General features: G+C 63.2%; 4 protein-coding genes. 1 reads left to right on the forward strand and 3 read right to left on the reverse strand.

Features of this window, described 5'->3' with window-relative positions:
* The 3 genes from HGK58_RS00720 to HGK58_RS00730 are packed head-to-tail and all read right to left on the reverse strand — an operon-like array spanning position 1 to position 11,185.
* A complete protein-coding gene (locus HGK58_RS00720; protein ID WP_168625653.1) occupies positions 1–3,573 on the reverse strand; it encodes a hypothetical protein in 3,573 nt (1,190 codons plus the stop codon).
* The gene (gene pglX, locus HGK58_RS00725) at positions 3,570–7,133 is read right to left on the reverse strand and encodes a BREX-2 system adenine-specific DNA-methyltransferase PglX (RefSeq protein WP_168625654.1); all 3,564 of its coding nucleotides are present in this window, start codon (positions 7,131–7,133) and stop codon (positions 3,570–3,572) included. The genes HGK58_RS00720 and pglX overlap by 4 nt, the downstream gene beginning before the upstream one ends.
* Positions 7,130–11,185 (reverse strand): NERD domain-containing protein, encoded by a 4,056-nt coding sequence (locus HGK58_RS00730; protein ID WP_168625655.1) that lies wholly within the window; start codon positions 11,183–11,185, stop codon positions 7,130–7,132. The genes pglX and HGK58_RS00730 overlap by 4 nt, the downstream gene beginning before the upstream one ends.
* 158 nt (positions 11,186–11,343) lie before the next feature.
* Between HGK58_RS00730 and HGK58_RS00735 the strand changes: the two genes are divergently transcribed.
* A complete protein-coding gene (locus HGK58_RS00735; RefSeq protein ID WP_168625656.1) occupies positions 11,344–13,185 on the forward strand; it encodes a DUF262 domain-containing protein in 1,842 nt (613 codons plus the stop codon).
* Positions 13,186–13,305 lie beyond the last annotated feature (120 nt).

Consider the following 13,305-nt stretch of genomic DNA (forward strand, 5'->3'; position numbering starts at 1 on the left):
TCAGTCGACCTGCCAAATAATGGTTACGCTGCCGTCGGTCCCAGCCTCCTGCACAATTTCGGCGCGAAGGTCGTCAAACACCTCTTCGAGGTCCGCCACCGCGGCGGTGCGTCGACGCTGCGTCGGCGGCGGGAGGACCGGGGAAGGCGGCGGCTGCACAACGAGCGCACGTGCCTTTGCTGCGACATCGCGAAGCCGGGGTTCAAGTGGCACAACCGACTCATCAACCGCTGCGGCCTCGCGGAGTAAAGCGAGTGCTCCCTCAAACCCAGTGTCGCCGCGTGACGTCGCCGACGCGATCATCCCCCAGTCGAGCCCGTTGAGCTCCCGGGCGAGCCGCTCCGCGGAACCCTGAGCACTGCCGAACGCCGTGAGCTCGATGGGCAGGTCAAAGATAGCCAACGTGTCAATGAGCGCCTTGTCTCCACTGGTCGACGAGAGTTCCGTGACAAGTTCCCAGACGCGTCGAGCGGTAGCCAGCCGCCCAGTCGCGGCGTTCTTGTCGATACCGAGTACCTCGGCATGCGCCTCAAGCTGGCCCACGAGGGCGTCAACGTGACTACCTGCAATCTGAGCCCGAATGACGCCAGCGAATCGGGCAACAGCGCGAGGGGTGAGGTTCGCCTCGCGCGCCACACCGAAGATCGAGCCGGCCCGCTCGGCGGCGACATCCCAGTCCGTCTGGCTCGGCAGGTTCGCCTTCCGAGGCACCGCTCCATCGTGCAGCGCGCCGATAGCGGGAGTACTCACGCCGACAAACTCATGGTTGCCGAGCAGTGCCCAGGTGATGAGGATCGCGTCCTCCATCCCCTTGGTCATTCCCCACGCGGCGAGCTTCGAACGAAGGCCACCCACCGTGACCCCCGCTCCCAGCTCACCCTCCCAGCGGGCGAGATTCGCACCCCATCTGAAGTTCGCGGCATCGATGACAAGCACGTTCTCGTTCCGGGCGCCAAGGCCGAGCGGCACGATGATGTCCTGCGCGAGCCGCTGTTCTCCGGCGGCCAAGCCTTGCCGCCTCCCCCCTGCCTCAACGGTCGATGCTACGAGGGTCAGCGCTTCGCCGAGTCGGCGGTCGGTGACTTCCTCGGTGCCGAGGTCGGGATGCTCCGGGAACTCGTACTTCCATGCTGTCTCGAGGGCGTGCCGCAGCCCGGCCAGCAACGTGCCGGTGGGAGGCGGGGCGATCGCGAGCCCTGGAACCAATGCGGAGTAGATTTCGTTTCCCGCAAGGTCGCTGCCGACGTTCATCTCGTCCGGAGAATTCACTCCGTATGCCTGCCGGAGCGCAGTGGTGAGTACGTCGCGGAGGGTGCGCCGTTGGGACTCGAGCGTCTGCCTTGCTGGGCCGCGGTCGGCCTGCGCAAGGTGGTCGGCGTTCTGGTCGAAGCGGTTCCCGGTGAGTAGGTACTCGAGAAGCACGAGCTTGCCAAGGTCGCCCTGGCGTGCCTCAGAGAGGAAGTTTGGAATCCACGCAATCGTGTTCGCCGCGCGCCCGCCGTCGCGGAGCTTTCGAAGGCGTGCGACGTCGTCGGCCGGCGAGTGGGTGCCGCTGTCGTAGGGAAAGTCGATGACGGCGTGCCATTCGGTGTCGCCGTGGACGAGATCGCTGTCGAGCACCTCCGCCTCGTCACGGACGTTGCCGAACTTCACTGTGACGGTGCGCTTGTGGCCGCGCCAGACGTGTGGAAGTTGGCGTCCGACGAGGTTGTCTGGTGGGAGCTGTAGCTCCTCGGCGATGAGCTTGCGCACAAGCTCCCGACGGGTTTGCTGGTTGTCTTCAGTGCGCACCCGATCGAGGATCGAGTCGTAGTCGACGCCGCTCAGCGTCGCGGTGATAATCGGATCGGCTCCGTCCCCTATGTGGATCTCTCCGAATTCCCCCGCCCACCCGCGAACGAGTCCGAGCACTTGCTCCGCCTCGGTCCCAGGAATAAAGGCGTCGATGGTCCCCCAGTTGAGAGCCGCTAGTTTCGCAGCTGTGAGGTTCTCCAAGGACTTCGCTTCGGGTGCTAGCGCAGCGATCAGGACGGTCTTCGCGAGCCGATCTTCGGTAATGAAAGCGTGACCGCGGGGCAGGCCAACAATGTCGCTCTCGGTGAGGCTGTGTTTGCGAAGCAGGTACGGCAGCATTTTCGTCTGATAGAAACGCGCGGATATCGCAAAGTGCTGCTTCATCTCCTCGGTCAATGGCTGCGAACCACCGAGAACAATAGGTGCGTAAAGATCTCCGACGGGGATGACATCCCGTACGAGCAGACGGTCGCGGCCATCGCTCAGCAGTTCCGCCATCAGCTTGAGGGCGGTGCGCTCTCGCTGCATGAGGCTGGAGAGGGCGACCATCGTGTCGACCAGGGCGGGGCTGAACGGGTAGACATCAGCGAAGGCCTTCTCGTCGGATTTAGCGTCGTCGCTGAGCAGGTAGCCCCACGCCGCGTAATCACGCCTCACCTCCGTGAGCGCCTGACTGAGAGCCGCTTCGGCGGACGCCGACACCGGCTGGAGAAGTCGCTGCTTGACGATTTTAGGTAGGTCTGCGGCCTGGAGCCGGATTTTCGAGAAGCGGTCTTCCCAGTACTGGAACAGTTGACCCTGGGCGACCCGTTGCGCACCCGCAACGTGGGTTCCCAGAAAATCGCGCAGGTCACGCTGCCGTGCCAGGAAGGACGTGATCGGGATGGGGAGATTCGCGGCGGCGTTCTCTGCGAGTTGAACGACCTTCTCGATCTCTCCCTGTACCCAGGCATCGTCGGCGAGTCGCTGACCAAGCCACAGTACGATCTCGTCAATGAGGAAGACGAGGCCCTGGTACCCGAGCGACTTCGCGTGTGCGGTGAGCGCCTGAAGTCCGTCCTTTATTGGGAGCCATTCACCGGCTCGCGAATATCCCCCAAAGTATGCGGCAATTAGGTCACCGACGAGGCGATCTCGATCGGGTTGGCCGGGTGCTTCCGCCGCTGCGACGTCGAAACTGTCCGCATCCCACGCCCTACTCAGATCCCCCCAACCGGAGTCCCTGCCACCGAGACCTTCAAAGAACGCTTCGTCACCCATTCGCACGCGCAAACCGCGGGCATCGGCGATAAGCGAGTCGCTCGCGTGCAGCACGGGTGCGGGGGCACCAGGATGCTGACGGGCTATGGTGTCGATGTATCCGCCAAATATCGCATCCTCAAAGGAGCGCGCGCCGAGCAGGTTGTAATCGAGCACGAGGAGCTTGCGCTCGAGTGTGTCTTGACGGCTTGCAATAACAGGGGCGAGACCAGGAATCTGTCGAGCAGGCACGCTGCCGGAGAGAAGCAGGTGCAGCACGGCCATGTAGTGCGACTTTCCCGCGCCGAATGAGCCGTCGAGGAAGGCCCCGCGGGAGGACTGCCCCTGCAGCGCACTTGCGACGAGGTCAAGACCCTGTCCGATCGCAGCGGCGATCGCATCGGTGACGACGTAGTCCTTGATGGTCTGCTCGTGCCTCGCGACGCTTTCGTCAAGTTTGATGACGTAGTCGGCGGCCTCGACCCGTTCAGGCAGGTGAATTAGGTCGCGCAGCGGTGAGTTCAAACTGTATTCGGTCATGACGCTCTCCCCCGCCCGCGCGCGGACACTACCGGTCGCCAGACTGCGACGGCTTCTCTGCCTAGGCCCAAGCGGCCGAGCAGGGTGGTTGTAACCCCGGCGACAGCGGCGGCGGGGCTGACACCAGTGCGGGCGTCCACCTCATCGTGCCATTGCTTGAGCCATGGTTCGATCTCGATGAGCACGCCGATGAGCGGGACTACCTGTTCGTCCGGTGCGCCGGCACGGGAAAGATCGTTCGCAAGTCGGGCGATCGCCTGCCCGCGAGCTCCGTAATCCCACCCGCCCCAACCGTATAGCTCTGTCGCGTCGTCGGAAAGTCTGCTTCCGGGGAAGGAGATGTAGCGCTCCTTCGGGACATCGAGCTTGCCACGCAACGACCAGTAGGAACTCTTCAAGAAGTCGGCCTGCGCGTACTTCGGCGGCACCTGCACCTCGATCCGCTCGCCGCGGTCTTCGGCGCGTTGCAGCTCCCAGGTGCGCTCCCACGCCCGGAATTTTTCAAGACCCGAGGGCTTGTACCGCAGCGCCGCAAGCCCTGGCACCGCTGCGCCGGCGAGCAGCTTGCCGACCTCTGCGGTCAGGTCATAGTCCTGCGAACCGGTGTGAATCGTCAGCAGCTCGCGGAATCGCTCGTCGCGCCGTAGTTCGTCGGCGACTTGCGCAGCGGAGCGGACGACGGGGCGACGGGATGCGTCGTGCCATAGCTCATCGCTTTCCAGGCGGTTGAGCAGTGCCGTCTGCACGGCAGCCAATACGAGTCGATCCCACCGCTGTGTCTCCCACTTCCTTTTGAAATCCGGCGTCTCAAGCAGCCGAACAAAGGGATTCGTGTCGAGTTCGGCGAGTCGACGTTCGACCAGTGCCGAATACGCGGCGCTCCCGAACGACGGAACGATGTCGGTGAACACGCTAGCGACTTCGTCGAACCAACGAGTCTTAAGTTCTCCGGCCGCAACTCGTCGGGCTAGTGCGATTTCGTTTGGCCGCTCTCCGACCTGAAGCGGCTGGAGCACTGCATCAGCCGGCAATGCTTCAACATCAGTCAGTCCGTAGGCGCGATAGACAGCCCAGTCGAGTTCTTCCTGCACGGAGATCATCAGCGCCCGGAGTTCACCCCAGCGCTGTCCTGCTTCACTTAATGCTCGAGTCAGGTTCCCCGAGGCCCTAAGAGCTTCCGGCAAAAGGCTTGCGCTCTCGAGGGCCAGTTCATCAAGGCGAGCTGCGTACCTCCCCACGGAGAAGCTCGGGAGCGGGAACTCTTGGAGTTTAGTCGCTGTGAACTCGTAGAAGTCGCGCCACTTCTCATCCTTGCTGCTTCCTCCTCCGGGTCCACCCTTGTTGTGACTGACCTGCTTGAGCCAGAAGCAGGCGGTGGAGGAGTTGAGCACGCCGAGCAGATCGTAGTGGTCTTCCTCGGTTGCACCCTCCGGCAGCTTGATGACCGGCGCGGACTTGTTGAGGACGCTGCGGTCACGACTGAGGACAAAGTGATTGTGTGTCGCCACAAACGCGAATGTGAGCAACATGGCGGACTCCCGCCGAATGTGATGCACAAAGGCGTACTCTCCCCACCACATCCCGCGCTCAGTGGCTGATTTCCCGAAGTAGATTACCGAGTCCAGCGATCGTCGGTATGGCCAATATGTCGCGGAGTCCGGCCACGACTCGGAGCCCCGGTAAGGGTCCAGTACGACACGACGATCCTGAATGCCCCAATCGCGCACACTTTCGCCTTCGACGTACCACCGTGTCGGCGCATTTTCCCAAGCAGCAGCTCCGGTCACTGTGTCACGCACATGGAAGTCATCGAGCCCAGTGATTGCCACAAAACCGATGCCCTCGACCGCGTTTCCAAGCTCGATCTGCCCAGAGGACTCGATCAACTCCTTGAGTTCGCCTGCGCCACCGCCGGAGAGCGACCACGGGAAGGTCGCGTAGGTGGCACGGGGCATGTCGGCGACAGAGACGTAGGGTCCGTCGTAGCCGGGGTGGTCGAGATGATCAACGATGTCGCGCCACGCGAACCCGTCCGAAGCTACGGCGGGCTGTCCCGGTTCGCCACGCACGCCAAGAACGGCGCGGACCGTGTCGGACTGTGGCTTCCGGGGCCGGCCGACGAGGATAACGGTCGGCGTGCCGTGGCCGGGGATGTATGCACCGGATGTGTCGATGATGTGGCTGAGGTCGACGTACTCCGGTGACAGGCCGGTGAAGCCGCCAGAGAGGAACTGCTGAATAAGTTTCTTGCCAAATTCCCGCTTCATGAACGAGTTCGAGGTGATCTGCCCGACATAACCAGCTCCACCACCGTTCGCCCGCTTCGCGAGGCGGAAGAGTAACTCCATGAAGGGCACCGAGAGCGCGTACTTGCCGTGGCACGTCGAATACAACGCTCGATACTGATCCCGGAGCTTCGCATCTGTCGGCTGAATATAGGGGGGGTTTGCAACCACAACGTGATATTGGTCGCTCGCGAGGATGCCCGCGTACTCGCGGAGGTCCTCGGTGTCGTACTCGAAGTATTCGCCATCGCCGAGGTCGAGCGTGGTCGTCGGGTTCACGCTGCCTAGCAGCGAGTCACCGATCGCGAGGTGGTAACGGAAGGCCGGTGCCGCCGTGAGCGTGCGGATGCCCGTCGCTCTTATCGCGGCAACGGTAAGTCGGAACCGAGCGATCGCGATCGCAAACGGGTTCAGGTCGACACCGTGAATCGAGTCGAGCGCGCGCTGTATCCGTTCGCCCTTGTCGACCCCGGGGGCGGTCTCCGCCCACGCCGCCGTGAGCCGGTCGAAGGCGCCAAGCAGGAAGTGACCGGAGCCACACGCCGGATCAATGAGCTTCAGACCGGTCAGTCCAAACTCGGCGATCGCTGGGGTGAGGGTCTGGTCGAGGATGAACTCCTCGACGAAGACCGGCGTCTGCAGCAACGCGTAGGTCTTCTTCGCGTAATCCGAGAGGTCCTGATACAGATCTCCCAGGAAGCGGGTGCCGAGATCCGGGTCGCTGAAATCGTGGACAAGCGCGCCATCTGGCGTCGTGCGGCGGAAGAAGGCGAGCAGTGCGTCGGATGCGGAAGCTGAGATCGGCGCCTGCCACACCGCTGAGTGATCTGGGTCAGCGAGCGGTCGGCCCGCAGGCAGGTCGGCGAGTGTTCGGAATGCATCCCGCAGCCAATCTCGGCTCGTCGCCGTCGGTGATGTCGAGTAGAACGCCTGCTCGTTCTCCACCGCCCGGTCGAGGCCGTCTCCGGGCGCAGCAAACCACGGCAGGGCGATCGGACGACCATCGCGCTGAACACCTGCCAGCAAATCGTTGTCCTCGGCGAAGCGGACGAAGACACTAGCGATAATCCAGGCGACGGCTGCCTGCGACACTTCACCGTTCCGCCAGTCGATCCAGGCGAGGCCAGTGCGCTCCCGTCGCGTTGCCGCGTCGTACTCATCACGGAGGCGTTTGCCCCACGCAGTGCTCGAGTCCTCAGCGCGGATGCGGAGATCGGCCTCGAGCGCTTTGAGTTCGCGCTTGAGGTCGGTGAGCAGGAGTGTGGAGTCAATCACGTTGTACCGATCTTTCGGGAGGACGGTGCGTCGACGGGGTCGAGCACGGAGGATGTGGCCTCAACCTGCGAGAAGTCGTCGAACGTCACTTCGACCCAGCCGTCCGCGCCGAAGGGGAACGGCGTACCGTCCAGATCAGGTGTTCCCCCGGAGAGCGGCCGCGGTAGCAGGAACCAACGAGCCGCCAAACGCGGAGTCGCTAAGTCTGTAACGGTCGCGATGAGGTCGACGAGTCCAAAGCGCGCAAGAATTGCGGAGTTAAGGAAAATTGTCGGCTCGCTGCTCTTGAGTAGTTCCTCCCAGACCGGAGTTATCGCGAAACGGGCAAGCTGAAAGAGGTTGCGGCGATCCTGCGAGCTTTCCGTCTGCCCGTCAGCGCGCAGCACAATCGGCCACTTTGCTCCCTTAGACTCTGCGGCCGCCTTCAACGCATCAAGTGCAACGTCGGCGAGGTCGACCACCTGGAGTCGGTGCTCGCGGGCGAGCTTCGCCGCGGTCGCGCGAATACCTTGTCTCCTGGAGACGATTACGACGAGCGCTCTTCGTTCGCGGATCGAACTGTCAAGCCGGGCGACGATTGCCGGGTCCGCCGCTGAGCGGCCCCATGTCGTCGAGGTCCCGGTGTAGGTAAACGACTGCGAGTCAGTGTCGCGAAGTTTGTACTTGCCGACGTCACCGTGCCACTCAAGGTATGGCATCGCCGCGCTCACTGCCGTGTCGAGCTCGGGACGGCTCGGGATGCCCTGCACCTCGGGGAATCGTGCCCGTACCCGCTGTTCGATCGTCACCACGGCGAGTTCCCGAGTGCCCGCGCCCTTCAGTGACAACTCGACCGCGCGCCCTGCGTCCAGGCTCGCCCGGTACGCCTCCCCCATCGAGGAGATGAGCCCGGTTGCAGACAGGCCGATTGCAAGCTGTGCCACCCGTGCATCCGGAAGACGCAGCGCTGGGGCACCGCTGGCGAGTAGCGTTTCGCGCAGTCTAGGCGCGGGGACGACATCACTCTCGGCGAGGAGGCGGTCAACCGCCTCCGCATGACTCAGAATTGCCTCTAGGTGTAACTCCGCGTCGTCGAACGACATCCCACTGCCGTCGTCCGGAGCGTAGGCGACGACCGCGCGCGAGCGGTCTCGCACGGATTGGAACACGAACCGCGGAGCGCTCGATCTGCTGTCCAATTCAAGGATCGCGCGGACCACCTCCCGGGCCGCCTGGTCCCGCGTGTCCTCGACGAGCGTAGAGCCGTATTCGCGCAGCAGCTTCCCTGCGAGTTCGTCGAGGGTCGCGACACCGCCGAGCTCGCGCACCCAGCGGCCAGCATCATCAGTCGCCCCGCGCAGAGTGCCGTTCTTTCTGAGTCGCTTGTAACGATCCTCGCTCGCTTCGTCGGGCTTCTGAGCGATCGTGCCGAGGAACGACTCAACCGGGCGACGCCCGGGCGCGATCGGTGCATCAGCGTGGGTTGTCGCATGAGCGAGCCGTTCACGCCACTCGCGAATGCGGGACTGTATCTCTCGCCGCACATGCTCACCGAGGCCGCGAATCTGGTTGATCATCATGGGCGGCACACCGAGCAGCTCGCCAACCGTGCTCGCCTTCACACGCGACAAGGCAGAAAGGGCACGCGCGCTCAGGCCGGCATCTGCGAGCCTCGTGTCGAGCGTCGCAGCGGCCGCCATCGCATCATTAGCTTCCGCGTCAAAGTCTCCGCTGCCGGCTCCGGCAAGGGCCGCGGTCCACGCGATTCGCATCGCGTCGAGGGAGGGGTGACGATCGGCTGCTACCGGAGCCAGTGCAGCACGGAAGAACGAGACCATCCCTTCCGCCACTCCGGGGTCGAAGGACGAGACCTCCACCACTGGCGCCTCCGCCGCGCCCGCAGGAGCATCTCCTGACGGCCACCAAACGGGGTACGAAGTGGCCAGCTCGAATAGGGTCGCAGCGATGGCGAACCGTTCTGCAGCGCTGTCGTACTGAACCCGGCCACCTGCACCGAGATACGGATCGAGGTAGGGGCGCGAACCGGAGCGCACGTTCGCCAGGGGTTCCTCGGCGAGTGAGAAATCAAACAGGATGAGGCGAGGCTTCCGAGTGCCAGGATCAGGCTTCACCGCGAGGTTGGAAGGCTTGATGTCGCGGTGAAAAACGCCACGCTCGTCAAGGTGCTGAACAGCCTCGAAGAGATCGCCGGCCCAGCGTTCAAGCTGCTCAATAGTCGCCTTGCCCTCCAACCGAATGCGGTCCGAGAGTGTCTCAACTCCGGCATCCGTCATGAGGAGGCCCGGCCTAGTTCCTACCGCGAGCGGACCATCGAGTCGCTTCACGATGCGCGGATGGTCGAGGCGGTCGAGCACTGCTGCTTCGAGCCCAAGGCGCGCTGCAGCGGCATCGTCATTGGCGAGCTTCAAGATTACGTGCTCGTGCCCACGCTCGTAGTCGGTCACCTGCAGCGCGACGCCGGTCGACCCTGAGCCACGTCGCTGCTCGATCTCGAATCGATCCCCGACGATGTCGCCCACTCCCGCATCGAGCGGATCACCCAGCGCCGGAGCCGGTTGCTCCTCGCGCCGCTCGCGGCGACGAGCCTCCTCGAAACCGGTCTGAAGATCGGCGATGTCGAGGGTGCGCATTCCCTCCTTGAAGGAGGTTGCTTCCAACACGACGCTGGCGTGCGCATCAGAGAGCTCCGGCATCACGGCGCGCGGGTCCAATCCGAGCGCATCCGAAGCGATCAGTGTCTCCAGGGCGGCGAGGTTTGCCGCGGGTGGCTTGTTCGTCAGAATGAGAAAGGAGACTGCACCGACCCCATACACGTCGAGTGATTGCGCCGAGCCTGGTGTCGCACCGCGCAGAGTTTCCGGAGCCAAGTACAGCATGGCTTCGCTCTCGACATGGCCGAATACGTCGGTGATGCCTCGGGAGATCTCGGTTGCGGTCGTGGTTCCTGCTTCGGGACGGCGTGCAAGGTCCCAATCGCGGATACGGAGCGTCCCGGCTTCGTCACATCTCTTGACCCGCACGCTAATTGGGGATAGAGCTCGGTGCGTGAGTCGCTGGCCGTGCGCGAAGCGCACCAGTTCGACGAGCTGTTGGACCAGTCGCTCCCGCGCCTCGAATGTCAGATCGTCCGCATGATGGGCCAGGTACTCCGCCAGGCTTACCTCATCCGGGTCGTAGGCGAAGACCAGCGCTGTCCCCTCTTCGGACGTGAGCAAGTCATTCGGGCCGATGATGCCAGGGTGGACGATGCCAAAAGTCAGCCGAAACTCCCGCTCAGCTCGGCGCTCGACCTCGGCTCGGATATCGCTGCTCGCCCCCTTCGGGTAGGGGAAGAGACGGATCCGGTGCTTCGTTTTCGCGCGCGGGTGCGTGACAAGGAAGTCCTGCCATCCCGGCCCCTCACCGAGCGGCTTGCCGGAGTCGAGCGCGTACTGCCCGATCATCCGCTGCTTCGCTCGAGGCATGAGACCGGCTGCATTCATCAACGCATCGACGTTATTCGCCTTTGCGCGGTCGATCCGTTCCCTGGTGGGCGCCTGTTGGATGAGTTCGGAGAACTTCTTGAGGGGTGTCAGCGTGCTCCGAACGCTGAAGTCGTCCAGTACCCAGACTGATTCGGCTCCGTACTGATCAAGCGCCACCCGAGAATCGCGACCATGTAGCACGATCGCCTCGCTGATGTACGGGACCGCACCCTGCGGCAGGCGTCCAGCGCGAGCAAGGTCTTTAAGGACGCTAGCAAGGCGTTTCGCCTTATTGTTCGCGAGAATGCGCGGGTTCGCCTCATTGCGGCCCGCATGCGCCCATGTCCGCTGGTCTCCCCTAACCTCGCCATGCCAGCCTTTCAACTCAACGAGCGTGAGACCAGCACGAGTCAGGACGAGGATGTCGACCTCGTTGAGCCGACCGTCATTATCAGTAAATGTGACGTTTGCCCACGCTCGAGCAATGCCGTCGTCTGGCAGTAATTCCCTCACCTTGGCGAGAGCCTCGGCTTCCTGCGCCTGCGCAGGATCGCCCATGACCCGCCACAGCGGAGAGTCCACCCTCACTTATGCCTACTTCCTCGAGCGCAACCTTTCCAGGATATCGGCGGTCTCTGACGTAGAGGCAATCCGCGCCGCGCTTGCCCGCAGGAGTAGTTGCTCGTGCGACGTCTCAGCCCGCGCGACCCGATGCAAGCAGCGGCACGCTAGTAGGGTCATGAAACATGGGATACCTGCCGTCAACGACAATTGCTGACGCGCTCCGGCGCATCCAGAAGGGCGACCTGATCCTGCCCGCCATCCAGCGAGAATATGTCTGGAAGCCGTCGCAGGTGATTGGCCTGTTCGACTCGATCATGCGCGGTTATCCCATCGGAAGTTTCCTGTCGTGGAAGGTTGAACCTGAGACCGTCACGAACTTCCGCTTCTACGGATTCCTCAAGGACTACAACGAGTTCAATGGGAGACACAACCCGACGCTCGACATCGCTCCGGGTCAGGCGGTCACAGCGGTGCTGGACGGCCAGCAGCGGCTCACGTCTCTAAATGTCGGTCTTCGCGGCACTTACGCCTACCGGCGCAAGCACGGGCGGACCGCAAATTCCGACCATTACCCGATTCGCAAGCTCTACCTCAACGTGCTCGGAGAGGCCGAAGAGAACGAGGCGGGGCTGCGTTACGACTTCCGCCTCCTCACCGACAGCCAGCTGGCCGCGGCGGCCCCAGAGGAAGCGCGCTACTGGTTCCCGGTACATCGCGTGTTTGAGGCTGAGCAGGCATTCGACCTCTTCCCCGCGATTGCGGCCGCCGGCCTCGGAAACACTGAAAGCGCAGTGAGCCTGCTCGGTCAACTCTGGCAGTCGATCCACGCGGTGTCGGGCGTTCACTTCTACGAAGAAACCGACCAGGACGTTGAACGGGTATTGGACATTTTTATCCGCGTGAACTCGGCTGGCACTGTGCTCTCGTATAGCGATCTCCTGCTGTCCATCGCCACCGCGCAGTGGAAGGAGCGCGACGCTCGTAGCGCTATTCATGGGCTGGTTGATGCGCTCAACTCCAGCGGGCAGGGCTTCGCGTTTAGCCAGGATGTAGTCCTGAAGTCCGGACTTGTGCTCGCAGGCATCGGCGACATCGGCTTCAAGGTCAAGAACTTCAAGTCAGAGAACATGGCTACCCTCGACCGGGACTGGGACTCCATCAGCGACTCCCTCAGGATCGCCGCCGGCCTGCTCAGCGACTTTGGCCTTTCGGCATCGACGTTAACTGCAGGCAGCGTGCTCATCCCGATCGCCTACTATGTTCATCGACGTGGGCTAACGCAGGGGTACCGCGAGTCCGTCGCCGACGCCGCGGACCGCGAAGCGCTGCGCTCATGGACTCTTCGCTCCCTGATCATGCCGGGCATCTGGGGCTCGGGCCTCGACTCGTTGCTGCGAGATCTACGTCAGACAATCGACGACCACGGCGCAACCGCGTTCCCCAGCCCAGAGATCGAAAAGCGGATGGCTGCACGCGGCAAGTCGCTCGCCGTCACGCCTGAGCAGATCGAAGACATTCTGCGGCTGCCCTACGGCGCGGCGCGCACGTTTGCAGTGTTGGCAATGCTTTTCCCACACGTTAACACCCGGAACATTCACCACGTCGACCACGTTTTCCCGCAATCGCTGCTATCGCGGTCGAAGCTAAAGCAGGCAGGTGTCGACAGAGACACCGTCGATGAGCTCCAGGCCATGCGCGACCAGCTCCCAAACCTCCAGCTGCTGGAAGGGAGCGAGAACATTTCAAAGTCCGACGCTCTGCCAACCGTCTGGGCCTCGTCCGTTTACACGACTCCAGAAACTTACCGGGCATATCTCGACCGGCACGAGATTGCACGACTCCCAGCCGACATAACTGAGTTCGCCGACTTTTTCGCCGAACGCCGCGCAGCCCTCGCGCGACGCATTTCCCGCATCCTCGGCGGGACTCTTACAGCGACCGAGAGTATCGATCGAGAGAGCACAGGCGCAGCGCTTGTGGCGAGTATCGATGAAGAGTTCGCTGAATCGGCTTACGCCGAGTAATGGTGGATCACCGGCCCACGAGCGAGGTCGACACGGGGTTAGCGCCCCGCCAGCCCTTCACCTGCGCCGCGACCAGCGGCTGAGACCGAAACGCCGAGCATCGTGAGTCCCGGCGCGGGC

It is taken from the genome of Cryobacterium sp. BB307 (genome assembly GCF_012274275.1).
Taxonomy (GTDB): Bacteria; Actinomycetota; Actinomycetes; order Actinomycetales; family Microbacteriaceae; genus Terrimesophilobacter.